Below are 23,064 nucleotides of genomic sequence, written 5' to 3' on the forward strand. Positions count from 1 at the left end.
AGCGATTCAGGGGGTGAGGATGATCGAGCCTTGCGAGCGTCCTTGCTCCAGGTCTGCGTGCGCCAGGGCTGCGTCCCTGAGCGCGTAGCTTTTCCATATGCGAGGCGTGAGTATGCCGCCTGCGATGGCATCCAGCACGTCCTGCGCACGGCTCTGATACTCCTCTGTCGTTGCCGTATGCGCGGCCAGAGACGGACGGGTCAGAAACAGCGAGCCCTTGGCATTGAGCACGGCCACCTCGACGGCAGGCGGCAGGCCCGATGTGGCACCAAACGACACCATCAGCCCTCTGGGTCGCAGGCAGTCCAGCGAAGCCAGGAAAGTGTCTTTTCCGATGGAGTCGTAGACCACATCCACCTTTTGGCCCTGCGTGGCCTGCATCACCTGGGATGCCAGTGTCTGCGCATCAAAGACAAACACCTGGTCGCAGCCTGCCGCCTTGGCGCGTTCCACGCTGGCGGGCTTGGAGACGACGCCCAGAACCTGGGCGCCCAGATGCTTGGCCCAAGCGCACATCAGTTGCCCCAGAGCCCCCGCTGCGCCATAGATCAGCACTCGGCTGCCCTGCTTCACCTGGCCGGTGGTCTTGAGCAGGTACTGGGCCGTGATGCCCTTGAACAGGACCGATGCGGCAGCTTCGTCCCCAAGTGCGTCCGGAAGCCTGATCAGACGGTCAGCGGGGAACAAGCGCGCGCTGGCATACGCGCCCAGCGGCCCGGTGGCGTAGCCGACCCGATCGCCTGACTTCAGGCCCGACACCCCCGAGCCCACGGCGGCCACAATACCCGCGCCCTCAAGGCCCAATCCCGAAGGCAATGCAATCGGGACCATGCCCTTGCGCTGATTGACATCCAGAGGATTGACACCGATGGCGGTCTGCTCGAGCAGAACCTCGCCCGGCCCCGGCAACGGCAGATCCAGCTCTTCGAGCTGCATCACTTCGGGTGCACCTGAGCTGTAGATTCGAATGGCGAGGGCCATGGCTTTTCCTTGCGAATGATGAAGCAGCCATCGTATTCGTGCCATCTACGTGCATCAACATGAGCGCATGCACATAATAAGTGCATGTGGTGCAGCAATATCCACCTCAAACCCTGAGCTTGCTCCGAAGTCTCGAAGCAGAGTGCCACTGTCACGCCGCCTGTTGCGAGACAGGATAGCCAGTCAGCTGAAACGAAATCAGACGCCTGAAGCGAAAGAAGTTTTACAAGAAAGCTTGATCGATGAGCATAGAACTCCCCAAACACGCACAGCAGCAGGCCATTGCCTCCATAGAACGCTATTTCCGCGAAAACATGGACGAACCCATAGGCAATATGCAATCCGGTGCCCTGCTGAATTTCTTTCTCGCGGAAATAGGCCCCAGCATCTACAACCGTGCCGTGGCCGATGTGCAGGAGAACCTGCAGGCCCGGCTGCAGGAGCTGGACTATGAAGTGGGCAAGGAAGAATTCAGCTACTGGACGGCCAAGCGCACAGGCAAACGCTGAAATGATTCCTGCCAGACGCCTGCAAGCAGCTTTGCTGCCAGGTCAGCCGGCTCCGACTGCGGCGGCGTTGGAGAAACTGGCTCATGCCCTCAGGGATGAAGGCATGAGCCAGGCCGCGCTCTACCGCCTGTTCCAGGCCGAGCATGCACGCTCGGACCTCGACGAACCGCGCCTGGAGGCGCTGGCCGAGACCATGGATTTGATCTGGGGTGGCGGCTGGGCCAAGGGCCATGCATTGTTCGAACAAGAGCTGTCGCAAGCACGGCTGGATAGCGAATAAGACGGCGCCTGCACCCGCCAGTCGGCCCGGCTGGCATACCATCGCCGCATGCGTCTTCTTCATACCTCCGACTGGCATCTGGGCCAGCACTTCATGGGCCGCAGCCGTCAGGCCGAGCATCAGGCCCTGATCGACTGGTTGCTCACCCAGGTCCAGACCCATGCCGTGGATGCCGTGCTGATCGCCGGCGACATCTTCGACACCGGAGCCCCACCCAGCTATGCACGCGAGCTGTACAACCAGCTCATCGTACGCCTGCACGACGCAGGCACGGCCTTGCTGATGCTGGCGGGCAATCATGACTCGGTCAGCGTACTCGATGAAAGCCGCGAGCTGCTGTCTTACCTGGGCGCCCAGGTGGTCAGTTCGACCGGTGATGAGGCCCGGCATGTGGTCACGCTGCCGCGGCGTGGCACAGCGCAGGAGCCTGGCTGTATCGTCTGCGCCCTGCCCTTCATCCGCCCGCGTGATGTGCAGCAAAGCCAGGCCGGTCAAAGCGCACAGGACAAGCAGCAGGCACTGCAAACCGCGATTGCGTCCACCTACCAGCGCGTGTATGCCGCCGCCCTGCAGCAGCAACAGGCGATGCAGGCCGCCCAAGGCAAACTGCTGCCCATCATTGCCACCGGCCATCTGACCACGGTGGGTACCAGCAGCAATGAATCGGTACGTGAAATCTATGTGGGCGCACTGGAGGCCTTTCCGACCAATGCCTTCCCGCCGGCCTGCTATATCGCCCTTGGCCATATCCACAAGCCGCAGCTCGTCGGCGGACTCGATCACATCCGCTACAGCGGCTCTCCGATCGCCCTGGGCTTTGACGAAGCCAGACAGGCCAAGCAGGTACTGCTGGTGGATCTGGATGCCGACGGGCTGCAGGCCGTCACCGCCCTGCCCGTGCCGGTGTTCCAGCCCATGGCCTCCATCGCCGGCACTCTGGCGCAGATGCCAGAGCTGCTGAAGTCTGCCGCCGCGCAAACCCGCAACAATCTGCCTGTCTGGCTTGAAGTCACGGTAGAGGAGGACGACTATCTCACCGACCTCACAGCGCGCGTGCAGGCCATGGCCGAGTCGCTGTCCGTGGAGATTCTGCGCATCAAGCGCCAGCGCAGCCAGGCTGCTGCACCGCTGTCCGGCGAGGCCCGCGAGTCGCTGGATGAACTCACCCCGCTCGATGTGTTTGCGCGCCGACTGGCCCAGGAGAGCCTGGAGCCGCCGCTGCAATCGGCGCTGACCGAGCGCTATCGACAGGTGCTGCACGGTCTCCATGACGAGCAAGGAGCAGCGGCATGAGAATTCTCAAACTGCGGCTGAAGAACCTGAACTCGCTCAAGGGCGAGTGGAACATCGACTTCACCGCAGCCCCTTTTGTCGACAACGGCCTGTTTGCCATCACCGGCTCCACGGGCGCTGGCAAGTCCACACTGCTCGATGCCATCTGCCTTGCGCTCTATCACCAGACGCCCCGGCTCGACAGCATCAGCGGCAGCAACGACATCATGACGCGCCACACCGGTGAGTGCGAAGCAGAGGTGGAGTTCGAAGTCAAGGGCGTGGCCTATCGCGCCTTCTGGAGCCAGCGCCGCGCGCGCGGCAAGCCGGACGCAGCCCTGCAAGCTCCCAGGGTGGAGCTGGCACTGGTAGCGGACGGCAGCATACTCACCACCCATGTCAAGGACAAAACCCGGCGCATCGCCGAGATCACCGGGCTGGACTTTGCGCGCTTTACCAAGTCCATGCTGCTGGCCCAGGGAGGCTTTGCCGCCTTCTTGCAGGCCACGGCCAATGAACGCGCCGAGCTGCTCGAAGAACTGACCGGCACCGATATCTACGGTCGCATCTCCCAGTCCGTTTTCGAAAGAGCGCGCGACGCCCGCCAGGCCCTGGAAAAGCAGCAGGCCCAGGCCCAGGGCATGCAGCTTCTGGATGCCGGCACGCGCGAGCAGCTGCTGTCCCAGGCCGCGCTGCTGCAGACCGGCTTGACGGATCTGCAGGCACGCCACCGGCAACTTCAAACCGTGCAACGCTGGCAGGCACAGACCATGCAGGCCATGGAGGACGTGGAACAGGCGCGCAATGCACAAGCGAACGCCCAGCAAGCGCTGAGTGATGCCGCGCACGATTTGCTGCGTCTGCAGGCCCACGGACCTGCGCAGGCAATCCAGCCCATGCACCATCGCTGGCAACTGGCACAAGACCAGCAAAGCGAACAGGCCGCGCAATTGCAGCAACTGCATACCCTGCGGCTGCAAGCCCAAAGCGTGCAATGGCATCAACACCAGCAGGCCCGGCAATTGGCTGGCGATCAGTTGCAGCAGTCAAGGCTGCAGCTGCAGTCTGCACAGGCCCAGCAGGCTAATTTGGCCGTATGGCTGCAGACCCATGCCAGCCACGCCCTGCTGGGTGAAAACCTCAGCGGCTGGCGCGAGCAGCTGCAGCAAGGCCAGCAACTGCAACGGCAAACCGTTCAGGCAGAAGGCCAGATGACGCAGTTGCAGAAGCTCGCCCGGCAACTACAGCAGCAAGCAGATGAACAGACGCAGCAATCCACGCAGTCGACACGGCAAGTCTCCCTGACGCGGCAACAGCAGCAGGCCGCAGAGCAGGCCCTGCAGCAGCAACTGGTCGCGCACGGCAGCTTGCCTCAGTTGCGCAGCCACTGGCAAAACGCAGAGCGCCAGCTGCATCACTGGCAGCAGTTGCAGGAGCATGCCGCGCTGCGCCAGCCCCTGGACGTGCAGCAGCAGCGCAATGCGCAAGCCTTGAACTCCGTTGGTTCCCGCATTCAGGAGCAACTGGCGCAACGCGATGACTTGCGTGCGCAGTACAAGGCGCTCAAGGAAAAGGTGGCCGACAAGCAAGCCCTGCTTGACCAGGAGCGCCTCATCCAAAGCCTGCAAGAGCACCGCGCCGCGCTGCAGCCCGGCGAAGCCTGCCCGCTGTGCGGGTCTCAGGATCACCCAGCCATCACCGAATACGCGGCGCTGGATGTATCAGCCACTGGCGCTGCGCTGCAGCAGGCACAGAGTGAACTCGAGTCCCTGCAGCGCCAGGGCGAGCAGCTGAACACCGCGCTGGCCACTGCCCAGGGTCAGCAGCAGCAACAGCAGGAGCAGCACCAGGCCATTGCCCAGCAGATTGAAAAATGGCTGGCACGCTGGGCTGACTTGCGCGCGCAGAGTGTGGTGCCGCCGGACGAGGCTGCATGGCAACAGCCCGATGCACTGCGCACCGCTTGCGCTGAAGCCGGGCAGCAGATTGCGCAGCTGCAGCAGAACCTGGCCGATGCCGAAACTGCCGAACGCCAGCTGCAACAGGCCAAAGAGGCCTTCCAGGCGGCCCTGCAACACCAGCAGCAGATCGAGCATGCACAGGCCAGCACCCAGCAGGCTCTGCAGAGCAATCTGACGCAGCAGGAGCAGACCGCTCAGGCACTGCAAGCCTTGATGCAGCAGGCCTGCGGCCTGCAGACCCGCTTGCAGCATGCCCTGCAGACGGCAGGCTATGCATTGCCCGAGAGCGCGGACACGACAGACTGGCTGGCTGCACGCCAGCAGGAATGGCAACAATGGCAGCGCCAGCAACAGGCAATGCAAGAGCTGAGCCAGCAGATCGACCTGCTGCAACGCCAGGTAGAGCAAGCCGCGCAAGATGCAGAGCACTGGCTGCAACGCGGCCAGGCCCTGCCAGACCTGTCCGCCGACGCCATCGCCTATACAGTGCCAGCCGCCGCCACGCTGCATGACTGCAAAACCATGCTCGAGCAGACAGCGCAGCAGCTGGCCACGCTGCAAGGTCAGACAAGCCAGGCACAAGCCACGCTCGAGCAGTTGCAGCAATCGACGCGGCAGGCCCAGGCCGAATGGCAGCAAGCGCTGCAGGCCAGCCCGTTTTCCGACGAGGCTCAATACACTGCAGCCCTGCTGTCCGATGCCGAACAGCAAGGTCTGCAGGCACTGAGCAACCAGCTTCAGGGCGCGGCACAACGCACGGCGACCTTGCAGGCAGACGCCAGCCAGCGCCTGACCGTACTGCAAGCACAGGCGCTAAGCGATGAAGCACCCGAAGCCATTACCGAGCAGATTACCCAGCTGGAGACCGAACGCGCCCAGCAGGCCGAGCAACTGGGCGCCCACCGCGCCCGCCTGGCGGACGACGACCAGCGCCGCGCGGGCCAGCAAGCCCTGCTGGCCCGGATTGCCGAGCAGGAACAGGACAGCGATCTCTGGCAACACCTGGACAGCCTGATCGGCTCCGCCAAGGGCGACAAGTTCCGAAAATTTGCCCAGGGGCTGACGCTGGACCATCTGCTGCATCTGGCCAACCGGCACCTGGAGCGCCTGCACGGCCGCTATCTGCTGCGGCGCAAGCCCACGGGCGAGCTGGAACTGGACATCGTGGACGGCTGGCAGGGCGATGTGGCGCGCGACACGCGCACGCTTTCGGGCGGCGAGGCCTTTCTCGTCAGCCTGGCACTGGCGCTGGCACTGTCGGATCTGGTCAGCAGCAAGACCTCGATTGACTCGCTATTCCTGGACGAAGGCTTCGGCACGCTGGACGGCGACACGCTGGAGATCGCCCTGGCCGCACTAGACGCACTCAACGCCAGCGGCAAGATGATTGGCGTCATCAGCCATGTGGAAGCGCTCAAGGAGCGTATTCCGGCGCAGATCCGCGTGGAAAAAGCAGCCGGAATCGGCTACTCCAGACTGGTGATCTGAAGCCTGGCTCAGGTGCCGGGCGGAGGTGGCGGCATCATGCCGCCGGGCCGCCCCGGACCTCCTGGCCCAACCGGGCCGCCTGGCGGCATGGAGCCCTTGACCTGGCAGGGCCTGTCGGCAGTCTCGCTGCGCACCACCACGGTCTTCGATGCCAGCATCACCCCGCCCAGGTTCTGCACATCGAAGACATAAGGCGTCTTGTCCGGCTCCTGCCCGACCACGTTGTCCACATCCAGGCGGGTATCGGGCTGGCCCTTGTCCTTGTAGAGCGGCGCCTGCGCAAAGATCTCGCTGTTGAGCGCATCGCTGAACAACAGCTGGCTGGTCAGCCACGATGCAGCGCTGTCCGCCGGATCGTAGCTGCCCTGCAGAATGCGAAAGTGCACATGCACGGCACGGCCGCGATACCAGCCGGGGTAACAGCTGTCGAAGCGCGCCACGCCATTGCCGTCGGTGCGCTGATAGCCGCGAAAGAACTGCTTGTTCACATCGGCGGCATCGTTGTTGCACATGCGGTGAATCTGGCCCGAGTAACCGCCCGTGTGATTGGTATGCCAGATCTCCACAATCGTACCCGCCACCGGCTCGCAGCGATCGTTGACCACACGGATCTGCATATGCAGCGGCAGGCCATCCCAGCCATCGCTGACATCCATGCGCTCGGGCGACAGCGTGTGGCAGGGGCCTATGGTGGCCTCGCAGGTAAGGCGGCAACCGCCCGCCAGCCCGGCGGCAGCAAACGGATTGATGCCGCGCACGGCAGCGGTGATGGCCTTGGTGCCGCCACTGAGCCATGGAACAGCGGCCTTCGTCGTGCCGGCCGTGGCCGGCGCTGCTGCCGAACCGATTGCGGCGGGCGCGGCACGACCGGGCAATGGCATGAAGGGCAGTGCCCCCAGCAGGGCTGCGGATTGCCGCAGCCAGCTTCTGCGCGAGGTTGCGCGCGTGGCCGGTACAAGCGTTTCGGATGAGGAGTGCGGCTGTGTCATGGGCGGCAAGGACTCGTCTGTGAATCGCACCATGCTAGCGCCGCAGCCACCAACGCAGTCAGCGACTGCCTCATCTTTACCGATGCTATACAAAAATACGATCCATGCCTTTACCGTAAAGCGCCACCCGCTACGTTTTTTGATGGTTTCACCGATCAGGCGCCAAGGTCACCCCTCCCATGCCGAGCCGGCCCAAGGGCTTTGGCTTACCATCCAGACCCTTGCTTGATAGGTACAAGCCATGATCCGGATCGCAGAACTCAAACTCCCTCTCTCGGCGGTTGAATACCACCCCGAGAACCACACCGAATACCAGCCCACGGACAAGCTCACGCAGCTTGCGGCCGAGCGCCTGGGAATTGCGGCCGCCGCCATTGCCGAGCTGCATGTGCACAAGCGCAGCTTCGATGCGCGCAAGGCAGAACTGCTGGCCGTCTACATCGTCGACATCACGCTGGCCGACGAGAGCCAGGAGGCCGCGCTGCTGACGCAGTTTGCCGACCATCCCCATGTCAATCCCACGCCCGACATGAGCTGGAAACCCGTGGGCCAGGCCCCGGCGGATCTGGACGAGCGCCCCGTGGTCGTGGGCTTTGGACCCTGCGGCATGTTTGCCGGGCTGGTGCTGGCCCAGATGGGCTTCAGGCCCATCGTGCTGGAGCGCGGCAAGACCGTACGCGAGCGCACCAAAGACACCTGGCGCCTGTGGCGCAAGCGCGAGCTGACACCTGAGTCCAATGTGCAGTATGGCGAAGGCGGCGCCGGCACCTTCTCCGACGGCAAGCTCTACAGCCAGATCAAGGACCCGCGCCATCTGGGCCGCAAGGTGCTGACCGAGTTCGTGACCTATGGCGCGCCGCCTGAGATTCTCTATGCGGCTCACCCCCATATCGGCACTTTCAAGCTGGTCAAGCTGGTCGAGGGCATTCGCGAGGAAATCGTGCGCCTGGGCGGCGAAATCCGCTTCGAGCAACGCGTGACCGATGTGCAGATCGAAGAGGTCGACGGCCAGCGCCAGCTGGTCGGCCTGCAGGTGCTCGACCAGGCCACCGGCCAAAGCTATGCGCTGCCCACCCATCATGCCGTGATGGCTCTGGGCCACAGCTCGCGCGATACTTTTGCCATGTTCTACGAGCGCGGCGTGGCCATGGAGGCCAAACCCTTCTCCGTGGGCTTTCGCATCGAACATCCGCAAAGCGTGATCGACCGCGCCCGCTGGGGCAAGGATGCCGGCCATCCGCTGCTGGGCGCTGCCGACTACAAGCTGGTACACCATGCCAAAAACGGCCGCGCCGTCTATAGCTTCTGCATGTGCCCCGGCGGCACCGTGGTGGCCGCGACCAGCGAACCCGGGCGCGTCGTCACCAACGGCATGAGCCAGTACTCTCGCGCCGAGCGCAATGCCAATGCCGGCATGGTCTGCGCCATCAGCCCAGAAGACTACCCGCAGGACGCCGAGAGCTTTGCCTGGGCCTTTGACGGCAAGACCTTTGGCGTCGAAAAGCTGCAAAAAGGCGAGCATCACCCGCTCTCCGGCATTGTGCTGCAGCGCCAGCTGGAGTCCAAAGCCTATGTGCTCGGCGGCCAGAACTACAGCGCGCCCGGCCAGCTTGTGGGCGACTTTGTGGCCGGCAAGCCATCCAAGGAGTTCGGCGAAGTTCAGCCCTCCTACAAGCCCGGCATCAGTCTCGGCGATCTGCACCAGGCCCTGCCCGCCTATGCCATCGAAGCCATGCGCGAGGCCCTGCCCGCCTTTGGCAAGAAGATTCGCGGCTACGACATGCAGGATGCCGTGCTGACCGGTGTGGAAACCCGCACCTCGTCCCCGGTCAAGATCGGCCGCGGCGCCGACTTCCAGAGCGACAACACGCGCGGTCTGTACCCTGCCGGCGAAGGCGCCAGCTACGCGGGTGGCATTCTGTCGGCCGGTGTGGACGGCATCAAGGTCGGCGAGGCCGTGGCGGCGGCGATCCTGGGCGTGGCCGTTCCCTCGTCGGGTGCGCGCGGCTCGGGCGGCGCTCTGTAAGCCACCCGGCCTGCCTCGTTGCTCCCCAGGCATGCCAGCCCCCGGCTGACTGCCTTTGAGGGGCGCGAGCACACCGGCGGTCATGGCTCTTACAAGTTTTTGGACGCTGACTGACATTGCCCGAGGTCTGGCATCGGTACGCTGAGGGCTTCATCGCACGTCAAGCGTCACCATGAAACCTCTGCGACTCGCCCCTGCCTCTGCAACCCTGGGACTGGCCTGCTGGCTGGCTGCCGCCAGTGCCGGCGCACAGACCAGTGATTCCACTGCTGCAGCAGACACTGCTGCCGGCAAGCCCTCTGCGCTGTCGGGCTGGATGTTTGGCTACGCCCCCCTGGACTGGCATTTTTCCGATGCCAAGAAGGAAAACGATTTCGAGCCCGACGAGCAAAAGCATGCCTATGTCTGGCTGATCCAGGCCGAGAAGGAGCTGGACGAACGCCATATCGCGGGCTTTGCCTATTTCAAGAATTCATTCGGCCAGCCCAGCCAGTACGCCTACTACGGCTGGCGCTTCAGGCCGTTTGACAGCGTGCCTGGCCTTTTCTTCAAGGTCACGGGCGGCATCATTCACGGCTACAAGTTTCCGTACAACAAGAAGATCCCGTTCAACAACCGGCATGGCTGGGGCATCACGGCCATTCCGGCCGTGGGCTATGACTTCAACCGCAACTGGGGAGCCCAGATCAATGTGCTGGGCAATGCCGGCGTGATGTTCCAGCTCAACTACACGGTTCGCTAGGTCACCAGGAGCGCCCTGTCAGGCTCCGCGCAGCCTGGCAAAGTCGGGCGCACGCTTTTCCAGAAAGGCCGCAATGCCTTCGCGGGACTCCTCGCCGCCCTGGGCCTCGACCATATGATCGGCCTCCAGCGCCAGTTGCTGCTCCAGGCTGTGGCGGTGGGCCACCCGGCACAGAGCCTTGATACGCGCGGTCGCCACCTCCGGCCCCTGGGCCAGTTGCCGCGCCAGTTCCAGCGCTTGGGCCAAGGCCTGGCCCGGCTCCGCCAAACGGTTGACGCAGCCATGCGCATGCATGCGCTCGCCGCTGATGCGCTCGCCCGTCAGGCAGAGCTCGGTCAGCAACTGACGGGACATGAACTCGGCCAGAAACGAGGTCGCACCACCGTCGGGGGTGAGGCCGACCTTCACATAGGCCACCGAGAAAACCGCCGACCTTGCCGCCACCAGCATGTCGCAAGCCATGGCCAGAGACAGGCCCGCACCCGCAGCAGCGCCCTCCACCGCCGCGATCACGGGCTTGGGGCAGTCGCGTATGGCACGAATCAGATGGTTGAGATCCTCGAGCCTGAGACGGCGTTCGGCCAGCGGCATCTCGCGCCGCGTCGCCAGCTGGTTCAGATCGCCGCCAGCGCAGAAATGACCGCCCTCGCCCGTGAGGATCACGGCGGCCACCGAGGCATCGGTGCCGGCCGCACGCAGCCCTTCCATGACCGCGTGGTAATACTCGGGCGACAGCGCATTGCGCGCGGCCTGGTTGTTGTTGGAGAGAACGAGAACAGCGCCTTCGCGGCGGGTGACAAGAGCAGGATTCACGGCAAGCCTCCTGCACCCGACTCTAGCGGCGCAGGCACGGACCGCCTAGCGGGCCAGTGCCATCTCTTGTCACCTAGCGGACGCCCTCAACGGCGCGGTCCCCAATGGCCGCCGCCATGATGCCAGCCACCAGGGCCATGGTTCCAGCCCCCTTCATGCCAGCCGTAGCCAGGACGTGGCGGCATGGCCCAGCGACCGGGACGCCAGTTGTAGCGTCCGCCGCCCCAGCCCCAGGAGCCGCCGATCCAGACATAGGCCGGCGAGGGAGCCACCGGAATCACCTCGTTGATCAGGGGAGGCGGGGCCATGGGTGCATAGACGTCGCCTGCGACCACCTCGGTTCCATAAGCCGGATAGGCCGGCGCCACCACACAGCCCGTAAGCAGGGCCGCCGAGCCGCCCAGCAGCAAGACCGGCAGCAGGCGGCGGGTCATGGTTTGAGAGATGAAGGACATCACAACTCCTGAAAGTCCGGGGACATGTATATGCTCTTACAACGCAAAAGCCCCTGTCGGTTGTTGACAGGGGCTTGTGAAGCAGCGGTAAAGACCGGCTACTGCCGTTTACACATGTGTACGCTTAGCGGGCGTTTTGCAGTGCAGCAATGCGCTGCTCGATGGGCGGGTGGGTAGAGAACAGCTGGCCAATGCCGCCGGCAATGCCCATGGCCGCCACGCTCTTGGGCAGCTCGCCCGGATGCATGCCGCCCAGACGGGCCAGCGCATTCATCATGGGCTGCTTGCGCCCCATGAGCTGTGCGGCACCCGCGTCGGCACGGAACTCGCGCTGGCGCGAGAACCAGGCCACGATCATGGCGGCGACAAAGCCCAGCAGGATATCCAGCACCACGGTGGTGATCATGTAGCCGATGCCGGGGCCCGAGCTTTGCTCGTCGTTGCGGCGCAGGAAGGAGTCGACCGCATAGCCGATCACGCGCGAGAGGAAGACCACAAAGGTGTTCATCACGCCCTGGATCAGCGTCATGGTCACCATGTCGCCATTGGCGATGTGGGCCACTTCGTGACCGATCACGGCCTCGACCTCTTCACGCGTCATGCCTTCCAGCAGCCCCGTGGACACGGCCACCAGGGCCGAGTTCTTGAAGGCACCAGTCGCAAAGGCGTTGGGCTCGCCCTCATAGATGCCGACCTCTGGCATGCCGATGCCGGCCTTTTCGGCAAAGCCGCGCACGGTGTTGACGATCCAGGCCTCATCGGCGTTGCGCGGCTCGTTGATGACCTGCACACCCGATGTCCACTTGGCCATGGGTTTGGAGATCAGCAGCGAGATGATGGCGCCGCCAAAACCCATGATGAAGGCAAAGCCCAGCAGGGCGCCCAGGTTGAGGCCGTTGGCAGTGAGGTAGCGGTTGACGCCCAGCAAGCTGGCGACGATGCCCAATACCGCCACCACGGCGATATTGGTCAATAGAAATAAGGCAATACGTTTCATCGAGGGTGTACTCCACACAGGGGACAAAATGGCCAGAACCCCTGAGGCACCGCCTGTGCAGGACGAATGCGCATCAAGCCAGCTCTCTTTCTGGCAGTACCCGTTGTTGTGTTGTTTGTGCGGTACGTGGGGCTCGGAAAACTAGAGAGTCATCATAGAAGGAAAAGTTCTGGTTCTGCAGGCACCAGTCCGGGATTCCCAATATGGGAATTGGTAGATAGGGCTTGCTGGCGAGATTGCAAGACTGGGTCCGCAACTGATCGTCCAGCCAGCCGTCGGCCTCGGCCGGCGACGCCAGGCCCGGAGCCTGCTCCTGCGGCACGCAGATCACATGTGCGGTGATGGCCTTGCGCGGCCGGACCAGCTTTTCCAGCAGGGCATGGCCTATGGGCAGAAAGCGCGCCTGCTGCCACAGCGCACGCCGGGCCACGAACAGCTCCTGCCAGCGCTTGTCGCGCAGCGCATCGCACAGTGCCTGAGGCGCGAGCAGCAAGCCGCCGTTTTCGTCCAGCACCGTGATCGAATCGCGCAGGCGCCCGCGCTGCGCTCCCACGCCCTGGCGCGCGATCTCGGCCGCCTGCAGCGCATTGAGCCGCTGCTTGAGCAGCGGCCAGTGCAGCCAGATCAGGCCGTTGAAGAAGTCATGCAGATTGTCGCGCGTGGGAATGCACTGCTCACGGTGGATGAAGGCCTCATAGGCCTGGCCGGGAGGCAGCTGCAGCTGATCGACGAACCGCCATCCCGGCAGCAGTCCGTGGGCTGCAGCCACCTCCTGCAAGGCCCTGGCCACGCCGGCACCATCCAGCACCTGGTCATGCACCTTGCGCCCCAGCTCTTGCAGCGGTGCCAGCCAGGGCGCCTGCCAGTCAACGGCCCAATCCACCGACTGCATTGCGGCTGGCTGCATCAAGGCAGCACCTCGTCCTGATGCCCACGCAGATCGCGCACCGCCACGCGGGCCGTGCCCTCGTCGCGCAGCTCGAACACCTGGGTCGCGGCCATGAGCTTGGTCAGCGAGGCATAGCCATAGTTGCGCGCATCAAACGACAGCTTGTTGCCTATATGCGTACCCACCGCCGCCACCCGTGCCCAGCCGGCCTCGTCCTGCGTCGCCTTGACGGCATCGCGCAGCATGGCGATGAGTTGCCGGTCTTCCTTGAGCATGTGCGAAGGCACGCGCAGCGTGGTGCAGGCGGGTGCGGCCACACCGGTGCCGCCAGCCACCCGGCCATTGCCGGCGTTGGGGCTCGATCCCTGCGGCTGGCTTGCCGCGGGCACCGCACGTGGCACGGCATCGGCCTCCAGAGCCTCGCGGCGCTCGCTGCGGCTGACAATGCCATCGCCCAGCTCCTTGAGCGCATCGAAATACAGAAAGCGCGAGCAGGCGTTGACGAAAGCCCTGGGCGTCTGCTCCGCACCGAATCCATAGACGGCAGCGCCCTTGGCGCGCAAATGCATGACCAGCGGGGTGAAGTCGGCGTCCGAGGAGACGATGCCGAAGGCATCGGGCTTTTCGGTATAGAGCAGCTCCATGGCATCCACCGTCATGGCCATATCGGTCGCGTTCTTGCCCTTGGAGTAGTCGAACTGCTGCATGGGCCGCACGGCGTACTCCAGCAGCTTGCTCTGCCAGCCATGCAGACCGACCTTGGTCCAGTTGCCATAGGCACGGCGGATATTGATCAGGCCGAAGGTGGACAGCTCGGTCAATATCTCGTCAATCATCTCCGCGGGCGCGTTGTCCGCATCGATCAGCAAGGCAATCCTGGGCTGGACATCGTTGGGCATGCAATCTCCTGAGCGCTGTTTGGCTAAGCCTAACCGAGGCCATGCTCAAAGCCAAATTAAAAAAGGAGCAGCTTGCGCAACTCCTTTATTGATTTCAGACCGAAAACACTTGTGATTCAAGTGAACACAGGCGCTTGCAGCTACTGTTTTTAATCCAGCATCTTCCAGGGCAGGGCTTCGCCGAAACGTAGCGGCTTGAGCTGCGCCCCTTCGCCGTATTCAAAGCTCACGGGCGGCGTCCAGCTTTCCTTGACCAGGGTGATGGTGTCGGTGTTGCGGGGCAGGCCGTAGAAGTCGGCGCCGTTGAAGGAAGCAAAGGCTTCGAGCTTGTCCAGGGCGCCGGCGCCGTCGAACACCTCGGCATACATCTCGATGGCGGCATGTGCGCTGTAGCAGCCGGCGCAGCCGGTGGCGGCTTCCTTCAGGTGCGCGGCGTGAGGAGCGCTGTCCGTGCCCAGGAAGAACTTGCGGCTGCCGCTGGTGGCGGCCTGCACCAGCGCCAGACGATGGGTTTCGCGCTTCAGGACCGGCAGGCAATAGAAGTGCGGGCGCACGCCGCCCAGGAAGATGGCGTTGCGGTTGAACAGCAGATGCTGGGGCGTGATGGTGGCCGCCAGGAAATCATCGGCTGCGGCCACGTATTCGGCGGCTTCCTTGGTCGTCACATGCTCCATGACGATCTTGAGCTCGGGGAAATCCTGGCGCAGAGGCTTGAGCTGCTGCTCGATGAACACGGCTTCGCGGTCGAACAGGTCGATGCTCTGATCGGTCACTTCACCGTGCACCAGCAGCACCAGGCCTTCGCGCTGCATGGCCTGCAGCGTCGGGTAGATCTTGCGCAGGTCGGTCACGCCATGGTCGGAGTTGGTCGTGGCACCTGCGGGATAGAGCTTGCAGGCCACCACGCCGGCCGCCTTGGCTCGCACGATTTCCTGAGGCCCCAGGTTGTCTGTCAGATACAGCGTCATCAGCGGCTGGAACTGGCTGCCTGCAGGCACGGCCGACAGAATGCGGGCGCGGTAGTCTGCAGCCATCTCCGCCGTGGTGACCGGGGGCTTGAGGTTGGGCATGATGATGGCACGGCCCATCTGGCGGGCAGTGTGCGGCACCACGCAGCGCATGGCATCGCCATCGCGCACATGCAAGTGCCAGTCATCGGGGCGGGTAATCGTGATGGTCTGAGTCATGGCCGACATTGTCCCATCTTCGCTGTCGACAGGCCCGCACTCAAACCCATTCGTGCCCTGCCCCGGACCTGCGCACAGCGCAGTCATGGGTCCACCTCTTGGGTATTTCCCAGGCATTTCTCTGGCATTTGGCGCTGAAATCCTCAAAAATGAGGTCAAGGAGGAAGTCTCATGTCTGTTCCTCAAGCTCTGGCCGGGACACCATTCCGGACCGACTTTCTCAGCGCCAGCGACGCAGCCCGGCTGGTCGCGCGCATCGGCATCACCCAGGTGCTGCGCCTGATCAGCCAAGCCCTGGAGGCCGACTTCGGCCGCTGGCAGGACTTCGACAAAAGCGCGCGCACAGCCGCCCATTCAGCCAGCGGCGTGATCGAGCTGATGCCGGTGGCCGATGCGCAGGACTACGCCTTCAAATACGTCAACGGCCACCCGCACAATCCGCGTCTGGGACTGCCCACGGTGATGGCCTTCGGCGCGCTGGCCGATGTCGCCACCGGCATGCCGCGCTTTGTCAGCGAGCTGACGCTGACCACGGCCTTGCGCACTGCCGCCACATCCGCCATGGCCGCGCTCCATCTGGCGCGCGCCGGCAACCGCAGCATGGCGCTGATCGGCAATGGCTCGCAAAGTGAATTTCAGGCTCTGGCCTTCATGGAGCTGCTGGGCGTGCGCGAGCTGCGCCTGTTCGACATCGACCCTGCAGCCTCGCAAAAGCTGCTGCGCAACCTGCAGCCGTTCCTGCCCGGCTTCTGCGCCACGGCCATCGTCTGCACCAGCGTGCGGGACGCAGTGGCCGGCACGGACATCGTGACCACCGTCACCGCCGACAAGACCCGCGCCACCATCATCCCCGGGCATTTGCTGGAGCCTGGCATGCATATCAATGCCGTAGGCGGAGATTGTCCCGGCAAGACGGAGTTCGATGCCAGCGCCCTGCAACGTGCACAGGTCTTCGTCGAGTACGAGCCGCAGACGCGCATCGAGGGCGAGCTGCAGCAAATGCCGGCCGACTTTGCCGTGACCGAGCTCTGGCGCGTGCTGCAGAAGCTGGCGCCGGGCCGGACATCGGATGCCCAGATCACCCTGTTCGACTCCGTGGGCTTCGCACTGGAGGACTACTCGGCGCTGCGCACCATGCACAGCCTGGCACGAGCCGCGGGCCTGCTGTCTCAGATCGAGCTGGTGCCGGAGCTTGCCGACCCCAAGGATCTGTTTGCCATGGTGAGGCAGGCATCGAATCCCCAGATCATCAATCTTGCGGCCCGTAAGACGGCCTGAAGCGGAGCGGCTCATGGCATACACATCGTCCACACTGATCGGTCTGCCCACCGATATCGGCGCCTCGCGCCTGGGCGCGGCCATGGGGCCCGATGCCCTGCGTGTGGCCCAGCTGGGCCCGGCTCTGGAACGGTTGGGCGTGCAGGTCAGCGATCTTGGCAATCTGAGCGGCCCCGCCAACCCGCGTGGCGCGCGCGATGCCCAGGGTCTGCGCAATCTGGCCGAATGCCTGAGCTGGAACCGGATCGCCCATGACACGGTGCTGCAGGTGCTGCAGCAAAACCGGCTGCCCATACTGCTGGGTGGCGACCATACGCTTGCCACAGGATCCATCAGCGCCGTGGCCCGCCATTGCCGCGCCACGGGCAAGCAGCTGCGCGTGCTCTGGCTCGATGCCCACTCGGATTGCAACACCCCCGAAAGTTCGCCCACGGGCAATCTGCACGGCATGCCGGTGTCAAGCCTCTGCGGACTGGGGCCGGCGGAACTGGCCTCGCTGTCCGGCGCGACTCCCGCCCTGCCCGCCTCATCGTTCTGCCAGATCGGGCTGCGCAGCGTGGACGAGAGCGAAAAGCACATGATCCGAGAGCTGGGGCTGGAGGTCTACGACATGCGGGCCATCGACGAGCTGGGCATGCGTGAAGTGATGCGCCGCGCACTGCTCACCTTGCTGGGACGCAACGACAGGGACATCCACCTGCATCTGAGCTTTGATGTGGACTTTCTCGATCCTGACATTGCTCCCGGCACCGGCACACCGGTACGCGGCGGCCCCACCTACCGCGAGGCCCAGCTGTGCATGGAAATGATTGCCGACACCGGCCGTCTTGCCTCGCTGGACATTGTGGAACTCAACCCGGCGCTGGACCTGCGCAACCAGACGGCGGAGCTCGTGGTGGACCTGGTGCAAAGCCTGTTCGGCCAGAGCACGCTGATGCGCCCCGCGCCGCAAGCGGCGCCGCGCTGAGGCAGGCACAGCACGAGCCACAGGGGGATCAGCCGCCGGCCGCCGGCCGCCTGGCGCAGGGCCTCGAGGTCGTGGATGGTCACGCACCCGTAGGCTGCATTGATCACGCCCATCTGCTCCAGCGTGCGCAACTCCTTGTTCACGGTCTGACGCGAGACCGCCACCATGGCTGCCAGATCGCCCTGCGAGATGCGCAGGTTCAGGGCCTGGCCGCCTTTTCGATGGCCTTGCCGTGGATCAGCGCCAGCCGCGCCAGCGCATCGGCCACATGTTGGCGGTATGGCCCAGAGCCCGGCGTTGCTGGGTGGCGATCTGCTCATGCAGGCGCTCCAGTACCAGCATGCAGACATCGCGCCACAGCGCCGGATGCGCATCCAGCACGGTCATGAACGCCCCGCCCGGGGCACGAGCACCGTGCCCTCCTGCACCACAAAGTGATAGACGAAGCAGGTGTTGCCCAGCATGCGCACCAGGCTCACGATCTCTCCGGGGCCGTGCAGGGACAGCACGAAGCGCACGCCCGCCGCATCCACGCCCTCCACCGCCAGACGCCCCGAAGCCACCACCAGCACCTCGCGGCGCGATCGCTCGCCGACCATGAGAGGCGTTCGCTTGTCATAGCGCCTCAGCCGCGCCACGGCCACCACTTCGTCCAGCACGTCATCCGGCCAGTGCCTCATCAGCGGGCACAGCCTCAGGGCACGCCGTATCAGCGCCACGGAGTCGTCTGCAGGGTGGTGTTTGCGAGGCATGGATCTGTGTGCGCGGGAGAACAGGCTCCGGGTTAGTCCCGGGCTCGAGTGCCGCCAATTGTCAAAGCGTTGACAGAGTGCCAACCGCACTGGTTCGGATAGTAGCAGTCACACCGCAGCGCAAGGCTATGCGCCCGTGCAAAAGCACAAACACAGGAGACATATCGTGAAGCACAAGCAATGGCTGGCCGCCGCAGCCTGGACCATATTCGGCAGTGCCGCCTGGGCGCAGAGCAGCGTGGAGATCTTCGGCGTCATGGACGTTCACCTCAACAGCGCCCGATCCGGGGCCACGCGGCTGACACGCCTGGAGGACGGCGGCAGCGCCGCCTCGCGCATAGGCTTTAGCGGCTCCGAGGAGCTGGGCGGTGGCTGGCGCGCCCGCTTCATGCTCGAGGCCGGGGTCACCGGCAGGGGCACCATTCCCGCCTCTTCCCTGGCCTTTACCCGCCAGTCCTTCATCGGCCTGAGCGCGCCCTGGGGCCACGTCGAGATGGGCCGCATGTACACGCCCATGTTCAGCGCCCTGTTCCGCGCCGATCCATTCAGCATGAATGCGCTGTTCTCTCCCACCAACCTCGGCTATAGCACCGACGGCCAGCCGCACCTGAAGGCCTTTACCGCGCGCGGCAGCAATCTCGTGCGCTACCGCCTTCCCGAAGGCCAGCCCTGGGTGCTGGACCTGGCCTACTCCTTCGGCGAGGTGCCCTCGCCCAACAGCAACAACGCCCGTCTCTACGGCGGCACCGTGGGCTGGAACCAGAAGCCCTTCTTCATGGCCTACAGCGTCCAGAACTCCACAGAAGGCAGCGCTGCAGCGCCCGTGGCCACTCCGCGCACCAGCCGCTACCAGACGCTGGTGGTCAGCTGGGAGGCCATGCCTAAGCTGCGCCTGAGCGGCAGCTACAGCCGAGCCAGCATCAACCAGGCCGGTACGGGCAACGCCCACCTCCTGCAACTGGGCACGGAGTGGCGCGCGACCTTCACGTCCAGGGTGCTGCTGTCGGTGGCACGCCGCAAAGTCGACGGCTCCGAACGCCGCCAGACCGCCTGGGCCCTGGGCTACGACCACTACCTGAGCAAGCGCACCATGCTGTACGCGCGCTGGCTGCAACTGAGCAACGAGGGCGGTTCCTCGGTATCCATCGCCAATGTGCCCGTGGTGGCCGACAGCGGCAACGGCGTGCGTTCGTTGGCACTGGGCGTTCGCCACAACTTCTGACAGAGGAACTTCATGCAGCCATCCATGGACTTCGATTTCGCCGGGCTGGATGCCCTGTTCTCGCCACGCTCCATTGCCGTCGTCGGCGCCACCGACTCGCCGCAGCGCATAGGCGGCATTCCGCTCGACTACCTGCTGCGCTTCGGCTACACGGGCCGCCTGCATGCCGTGAACCCGCGCGTAGCCACGGTGCAGGGCCTGCCCGCCCACGCGCGGCTGACCGACATCCCCGAGCCCGTGGATCTGGCCATCGTGGCCGTACCCCAGGCCCATGTGACTGCGGTGCTCGAGGACGCGGCTGCGGCCCGCGTGCGCTCCATGGTGCTGTTCTCGTCGGGCTTTGCCGAGACCGGCACCGAAGGCGCAGCGGCCCAGCAGGCCCTGCAGGAACGCGCCCGCGCAGCCGGCATACGCCTCATAGGCCCCAACTGCCTGGGCTTCATGCGCCCCGGCCACCAGACCTATGCCACCTTCTCGCCCGCCCCCAATGCAGGCTGCGTCAAACCCGGACGCATAGGCCTGGTCAGCCAGTCCGGGGCCTTTGGAGCCTATGCCTACAGCATGGCGCGCGAGCGCGGTCTGGGCCTGTCCCTGTGGGCGACCACGGGCAACGAAGCCGACGTGCAACTGGCCGACGGCCTGGCCTGGCTGGCCCGCGATCCGCAGACCGATGTCATCATGGCCTACATGGAGGGCTGCCGCGACGGCGAGCGCCTGCGCGCGGCCCTGGCGCTGGCGCGCGAGCGCGGCAAGCCCGTGATCATGTTCAAGGTGGGCACCAGCGAGCTGGGTGCGGCTGCGGCCGCCTCGCATACGGCATCGCTGGCCGGCAACGATGCCGTCTATGACGCCGTGTTCCGCCAGTACGGCGTGCTGCGCGCACACACCATCAGCGACTTCTTCGCGCTGGCGGCCAGCGCCTCCATCGCACCGATTCCGCGCAACCGCTCCCTGGGCCTGCTCACCGTCTCGGGCGGCGTGGGCGCCATGATGGCCGACGACGCCAGCGCCGCCGGTCTCGACGTGCAGCCCCTGTCAGAGGCCGCTCAGCGCCAGTTGCTCGAATGGGTGCCGTTTGCCGCGTCACGCAACCCCGTGGACATCACGGGCCAGGTCACCAACGACGTCACCCTGCTCGAGCGCAGCGCCGAGCTGATGATGCAGGACCGGAACTTCGCGAGCTGGCTGGGATTCTTCGCCGCGGGCGGCCTGTCCGACGCGTTCTGGGCCGTGCTGCGCTGCCTGGTGGAAAAGCTGCGCGCCGCCCACCCCGACACGTTGCTGGCCATCTGCACGCTGTGCTCCGACGCGCGCCGCACCGAGATGGAAGCCCTGGGCTGCCTGGTGTTCTCGGACCCCAGCGCGGCCATACGCTGCATAGGCGCCCTGGCCTCGCTGGCCGATGCGCCGCGCGCCGCGCCGCTGCCGTCGGCTTGCCCGGCCCAGCCCACACTGCAGCTGCCCGCGGGCAGCCTGTCCGAAGCCCGCAGCATGGAACTGCTGGCCAAGGCCGGCATGCCCGTGGTGCCCCACCAGCTGGTGCGCACCCAGCAGCAGGCGGCGCAGGCCGTGCAGGCCATGGGCGGCACCATTGCGCTGAAGGTGGCCAGCGCCGACATCGCGCACAAGTCCGAGGTCGGCGGCGTGGCGCTGAACCTGCGCACGGCCATGGATGCGGGCGCCGCCTTCGAGCGCATTCTCGCCAGTGCGCGCCAGGCACGACCCGAAGCGCAGCTGGACGGAGCGCTGGCCGCGCGCATGGTGCACGGCGGCGTCGAATGCATTGCTGGCGTGCACCGCGATCCGGTGTTCGGCCCGGTGCTGATGTTCGGCCTGGGCGGCATCCACGTCGAAATCCTGCGCGACGTGTCGCTGCGCGCACTGCCCATCACCAGGGACGATGCCCTGGCCATGGTGCAGGAGCTGCGCACCTTCCCCATCCTGGCCGGCGCGCGCGGCAAGCCGCCCGCGGACCTGCAGGCGCTGGCCGATGCGCTGGTGGCCCTGGCCGACTTTGCCCAGCGCTGCGGCGACACCCTGTCCAGCGCCGAGATCAACCCGCTGATCGCCCTGCCCCGGGAGCAGGGCGGCTGCGTGGCGGTCGATGCGCTGGTGATAGGCGCCGACCGCTGCACAGTCCCAGCCCGCTGAGCGCGGCCCGCATGTCCTCTGCCCCAACCCAAGGATTCGCATGAAGACCCATCACACCCAAGCCCCGGCCGCTGGCGGCCGCAACGACGGCGCCATGCAGGGCCTGCCTGCAGGCAGCTGCGCAGTCGGTTCCACCACCGGCAACACAGGCCTGTCCCGGCGCAGCTGCCTGCTGCATCTGGCGGGCCTGGCTCCCGCACTTGCTCCCGTATTCGCCCTGGCTCCGGTCGCCGCACGCGCCCAGGGCAGCTACCCCAGCCGCCCCGTGCGCATCATCGTGCAGTTCGCGGCCGGCGGCTCCTCCGACATCCTCGCGCGCGCCCTGGGCGACGGCCTGTCCAAGCGCCTGGGCCAGCCCGTCATCGTGGAAAACCGCAGCGGCGCGGGCGGCATCATTGGCACGGACCACGTGGTCAAGAGCGCTGCCGACGGCTACACCCTGCTGCTGACCGTGCCCGGCCCCATCGCCGCCAACCTGGTGCTGTACAAGAAGCTGCCCTACGACCCGCGCACCGACCTGCGCATGGTTTCGGACGTGGCCGGCCAGCGCACCGTCATGGCCGTGCACTCCTCCGTGCCTGCCAAGACCTTTGCCGAGCTGATCGAGCTGGTGCGCAAGGCGCCCGGCGACTACGCCATGGGCTCCTGGGGCGCGGGCACGCAGCCGCACCAGATACAGGCCTTCATGGAGCGCAAGTATGGCGTCAAGGTACTTCACGCCGCCTACAAGGGCGAAAGCCCCATGGTCTCCGACCTCATCAGCGGCATGATCCAGATGACCTCGGCCTCCATCTCCACGCTCAAGCCCTATATCGAGTCCGGCCGGCTGCGCGCCCTGGCCGTGCCCGGCACCAGCCGCGCCACCGCCCTGCCCGACGTCCCCACCTTTGCCGAACAGGGCTTCAGGGACGACGTCTACACCTTCATGGCGCCCACCTCGCTGATGGCTCCGGCCAAGACGCCCGACGCCATCGTCGAGCGCATAGGCCGCGAAGTGGCCGTGGTGGTCCGACAGCCCGAGATGCTGCGCCGCCTGCAGGAAATGGGGGCCGACCCCATAGGCAACACGCCCGCCCAAGCCGCCAGCGACTACCAGTCCTACCTGCCCGTCGCCATTGCGCTGACCCAGTCCACCGGCGTGCAGCCGAACTGAAGCCCCGCACTCTTTCCCGAACGCCTTCCTGTTCCTTTTGCAAAGGTAGATTC

The 23,064-nt window shown here is 65.3% G+C and carries 21 protein-coding genes and 1 pseudogene; 11 read left to right on the forward strand and 11 right to left on the reverse strand.

The features are described from left to right. Window positions 1–6: 6 nt before the first annotated feature. Complete coding sequence (locus NOX35_RS23280; RefSeq protein ID WP_256494881.1) at window positions 7–981, reverse strand: quinone oxidoreductase; 975 nt, start codon at window positions 979–981, stop codon at window positions 7–9. Between the two features lie 242 nt (window positions 982–1,223). Between NOX35_RS23280 and NOX35_RS23285 the strand changes: the two genes are divergently transcribed. From NOX35_RS23285 to NOX35_RS23300, 4 genes are read left to right on the forward strand one after another with little or no spacing between them, the layout of a single operon-like run. Then, window positions 1,224–1,490, forward strand: coding sequence for a DUF2164 domain-containing protein (locus NOX35_RS23285; protein WP_003068137.1), 267 nt, complete (start codon window positions 1,224–1,226; stop codon window positions 1,488–1,490). A 1-nt stretch (window position 1,491) separates the two neighbouring features. Further along, window positions 1,492–1,770: a hypothetical protein gene (locus NOX35_RS23290; RefSeq protein ID WP_256494883.1), complete on the forward strand. Its 279-nt coding sequence runs from the start codon at window positions 1,492–1,494 to the stop codon at window positions 1,768–1,770. 48 nt (window positions 1,771–1,818) lie between these two features. After that, complete coding sequence (gene sbcD, locus NOX35_RS23295; RefSeq protein ID WP_256494884.1) at window positions 1,819–3,063, forward strand: exonuclease subunit SbcD; 1,245 nt, start codon at window positions 1,819–1,821, stop codon at window positions 3,061–3,063. Then, window positions 3,060–6,491 (forward strand): AAA family ATPase, encoded by a 3,432-nt coding sequence (locus NOX35_RS23300; RefSeq protein WP_256494885.1) that lies wholly within the window; start codon window positions 3,060–3,062, stop codon window positions 6,489–6,491. The genes sbcD and NOX35_RS23300 overlap by 4 nt, the downstream gene beginning before the upstream one ends. An 8-nt stretch (window positions 6,492–6,499) precedes the next feature. Here NOX35_RS23300 and NOX35_RS23305 read toward each other — a convergent pair whose 3' ends face one another. After that, entirely contained in the window at window positions 6,500–7,513 is a 1,014-nt protein-coding gene (locus tag NOX35_RS23305) for an intradiol ring-cleavage dioxygenase (RefSeq protein WP_256494886.1), read from the reverse strand. A gap of 208 nt (window positions 7,514–7,721) precedes the next feature. Between NOX35_RS23305 and NOX35_RS23310 the strand changes: the two genes are divergently transcribed. Then, entirely contained in the window at window positions 7,722–9,506 is a 1,785-nt protein-coding gene (locus tag NOX35_RS23310) for an NAD(P)/FAD-dependent oxidoreductase (RefSeq protein WP_256494887.1), read from the forward strand. Window positions 9,507–9,678: 172 nt separating this feature from the next. Beyond that, on the forward strand, window positions 9,679–10,248 hold the full coding sequence (locus tag NOX35_RS23315) for a hypothetical protein (protein WP_182284617.1): 570 nt from the start codon (window positions 9,679–9,681) through the stop codon (window positions 10,246–10,248). 18 nt (window positions 10,249–10,266) lie between these two features. Here NOX35_RS23315 and NOX35_RS23320 read toward each other — a convergent pair whose 3' ends face one another. The 6 genes from NOX35_RS23320 to pyrC form a co-directional block, all read right to left on the reverse strand. After that, the gene (locus NOX35_RS23320; RefSeq protein ID WP_256494888.1) at window positions 10,267–11,061 is read right to left on the reverse strand and encodes an oxepin-CoA hydrolase, alternative type; all 795 of its coding nucleotides are present in this window, start codon (window positions 11,059–11,061) and stop codon (window positions 10,267–10,269) included. A gap of 86 nt (window positions 11,062–11,147) precedes the next feature. Continuing rightward, on the reverse strand, window positions 11,148–11,516 hold the full coding sequence (locus tag NOX35_RS23325; protein ID WP_003068115.1) for a YXWGXW repeat-containing protein: 369 nt from the start codon (window positions 11,514–11,516) through the stop codon (window positions 11,148–11,150). 124 nt (window positions 11,517–11,640) lie between these two features. After that, window positions 11,641–12,513 (reverse strand): protease HtpX, encoded by an 873-nt coding sequence (htpX, locus tag NOX35_RS23330; protein ID WP_003068113.1) that lies wholly within the window; start codon window positions 12,511–12,513, stop codon window positions 11,641–11,643. 73 nt (window positions 12,514–12,586) lie between these two features. Further along, window positions 12,587–13,405: a DUF3025 domain-containing protein gene (locus NOX35_RS23335; RefSeq protein WP_256496959.1), complete on the reverse strand. Its 819-nt coding sequence runs from the start codon at window positions 13,403–13,405 to the stop codon at window positions 12,587–12,589. A 14-nt stretch (window positions 13,406–13,419) separates the two neighbouring features. Further along, window positions 13,420–14,301 carry an NYN domain-containing protein gene (locus NOX35_RS23340; protein ID WP_256494889.1) on the reverse strand — a complete coding sequence of 294 codons (882 nt, stop codon included), beginning with the start codon at window positions 14,299–14,301 and terminating at the stop codon, window positions 13,420–13,422. A 149-nt stretch (window positions 14,302–14,450) separates the two neighbouring features. After that, window positions 14,451–15,497 carry a dihydroorotase gene (gene pyrC / locus NOX35_RS23345; RefSeq protein WP_182287307.1) on the reverse strand — a complete coding sequence of 349 codons (1,047 nt, stop codon included), beginning with the start codon at window positions 15,495–15,497 and terminating at the stop codon, window positions 14,451–14,453. Window positions 15,498–15,659: 162 nt separating this feature from the next. Here pyrC and NOX35_RS23350 point away from each other — a divergent pair, with 162 nt between their 5' ends. Both NOX35_RS23350 and rocF read left to right on the forward strand, forming a co-directional pair. Then, the gene (locus tag NOX35_RS23350; RefSeq protein ID WP_256494890.1) at window positions 15,660–16,766 is read left to right on the forward strand and encodes an ornithine cyclodeaminase; all 1,107 of its coding nucleotides are present in this window, start codon (window positions 15,660–15,662) and stop codon (window positions 16,764–16,766) included. Window positions 16,767–16,779: 13 nt separating this feature from the next. After that, entirely contained in the window at window positions 16,780–17,733 is a 954-nt protein-coding gene (rocF, locus tag NOX35_RS23355) for an arginase (RefSeq protein ID WP_256494891.1), read from the forward strand. Window positions 17,734–17,795: 62 nt separating this feature from the next. Here the strand turns inward: rocF and NOX35_RS23360 are convergent. From NOX35_RS23360 to NOX35_RS23370, 3 genes and pseudogenes are all read right to left on the reverse strand, one after another. Then, window positions 17,796–18,014 (reverse strand): annotated as a pseudogene (locus NOX35_RS23360) (helix-turn-helix domain-containing protein); the annotation flags it as partial. Next, window positions 17,971–18,120 carry a hypothetical protein gene (locus tag NOX35_RS23365; protein ID WP_232538039.1) on the reverse strand — a complete coding sequence of 50 codons (150 nt, stop codon included), beginning with the start codon at window positions 18,118–18,120 and terminating at the stop codon, window positions 17,971–17,973. The pseudogene NOX35_RS23360 and the gene NOX35_RS23365, both read right to left, overlap by 44 nt. Further along, window positions 18,117–18,485, reverse strand: coding sequence for a cyclic nucleotide-binding domain-containing protein (locus tag NOX35_RS23370; protein ID WP_256494892.1), 369 nt, complete (start codon window positions 18,483–18,485; stop codon window positions 18,117–18,119). Before NOX35_RS23370 ends, NOX35_RS23365 begins: the two co-directional genes overlap by 4 nt. Window positions 18,486–18,651: 166 nt before the next feature. Between NOX35_RS23370 and NOX35_RS23375 the strand changes: the two genes are divergently transcribed. The 3 genes from NOX35_RS23375 (at window position 18,652) to NOX35_RS23385 (ending at window position 23,011) form a co-directional block, all read left to right on the forward strand. After that, window positions 18,652–19,707 (forward strand): porin, encoded by a 1,056-nt coding sequence (locus tag NOX35_RS23375; protein ID WP_256494893.1) that lies wholly within the window; start codon window positions 18,652–18,654, stop codon window positions 19,705–19,707. 12 nt (window positions 19,708–19,719) lie between these two features. Next, on the forward strand, window positions 19,720–21,858 hold the full coding sequence (locus tag NOX35_RS23380; RefSeq protein WP_371878506.1) for an acetate--CoA ligase family protein: 2,139 nt from the start codon (window positions 19,720–19,722) through the stop codon (window positions 21,856–21,858). Between the two features lie 94 nt (window positions 21,859–21,952). Then, window positions 21,953–23,011: a Bug family tripartite tricarboxylate transporter substrate binding protein gene (locus NOX35_RS23385; protein WP_371878558.1), complete on the forward strand. Its 1,059-nt coding sequence runs from the start codon at window positions 21,953–21,955 to the stop codon at window positions 23,009–23,011. Window positions 23,012–23,064 lie beyond the last annotated feature (53 nt).

This window comes from Comamonas sp. C11 (assembly GCF_024496285.1).
Taxonomy (GTDB): Bacteria; Pseudomonadota; Gammaproteobacteria; order Burkholderiales; family Burkholderiaceae_C; genus Comamonas; species Comamonas testosteroni_F.

Coding starts and splice junctions, on each gene's coding strand:
- NOX35_RS23335 (WP_256496959.1), bottom strand. CDS start 13,405: ATGCAGTCGGTGGATTGGGCCGTTGACTGGCAGGCGCCCTGGCTGGCA.
- NOX35_RS23350 (WP_256494890.1), top strand. CDS start 15,660: ATGTCTGTTCCTCAAGCTCTGGCCGGGACACCATTCCGGACCGACTTT.
- NOX35_RS23340 (WP_256494889.1), bottom strand. CDS start 14,301: ATGCCCAACGATGTCCAGCCCAGGATTGCCTTGCTGATCGATGCGGAC.
- NOX35_RS23280 (WP_256494881.1), bottom strand. CDS start 981: ATGGCCCTCGCCATTCGAATCTACAGCTCAGGTGCACCCGAAGTGATG.
- NOX35_RS23325 (WP_003068115.1), bottom strand. CDS start 11,516: ATGTCCTTCATCTCTCAAACCATGACCCGCCGCCTGCTGCCGGTCTTG.
- NOX35_RS23310 (WP_256494887.1), top strand. CDS start 7,722: ATGATCCGGATCGCAGAACTCAAACTCCCTCTCTCGGCGGTTGAATAC.
- NOX35_RS23370 (WP_256494892.1), bottom strand. CDS start 18,485: ATGCCTCGCAAACACCACCCTGCAGACGACTCCGTGGCGCTGATACGG.
- NOX35_RS23385 (WP_371878558.1), top strand. CDS start 21,953: ATGCAGGGCCTGCCTGCAGGCAGCTGCGCAGTCGGTTCCACCACCGGC.
- sbcD (WP_256494884.1), top strand. CDS start 1,819: ATGCGTCTTCTTCATACCTCCGACTGGCATCTGGGCCAGCACTTCATG.
- NOX35_RS23290 (WP_256494883.1), top strand. CDS start 1,492: ATGATTCCTGCCAGACGCCTGCAAGCAGCTTTGCTGCCAGGTCAGCCG.
- NOX35_RS23300 (WP_256494885.1), top strand. CDS start 3,060: ATGAGAATTCTCAAACTGCGGCTGAAGAACCTGAACTCGCTCAAGGGC.
- NOX35_RS23315 (WP_182284617.1), top strand. CDS start 9,679: ATGAAACCTCTGCGACTCGCCCCTGCCTCTGCAACCCTGGGACTGGCC.
- rocF (WP_256494891.1), top strand. CDS start 16,780: ATGGCATACACATCGTCCACACTGATCGGTCTGCCCACCGATATCGGC.
- NOX35_RS23305 (WP_256494886.1), bottom strand. CDS start 7,513: ATGGTGCGATTCACAGACGAGTCCTTGCCGCCCATGACACAGCCGCAC.
- NOX35_RS23380 (WP_371878506.1), top strand. CDS start 19,720: ATGCAGCCATCCATGGACTTCGATTTCGCCGGGCTGGATGCCCTGTTC.
- htpX (WP_003068113.1), bottom strand. CDS start 12,513: ATGAAACGTATTGCCTTATTTCTATTGACCAATATCGCCGTGGTGGCG.
- pyrC (WP_182287307.1), bottom strand. CDS start 15,497: ATGTCGGCCATGACTCAGACCATCACGATTACCCGCCCCGATGACTGG.
- NOX35_RS23285 (WP_003068137.1), top strand. CDS start 1,224: ATGAGCATAGAACTCCCCAAACACGCACAGCAGCAGGCCATTGCCTCC.
- NOX35_RS23365 (WP_232538039.1), bottom strand. CDS start 18,120: ATGACCGTGCTGGATGCGCATCCGGCGCTGTGGCGCGATGTCTGCATG.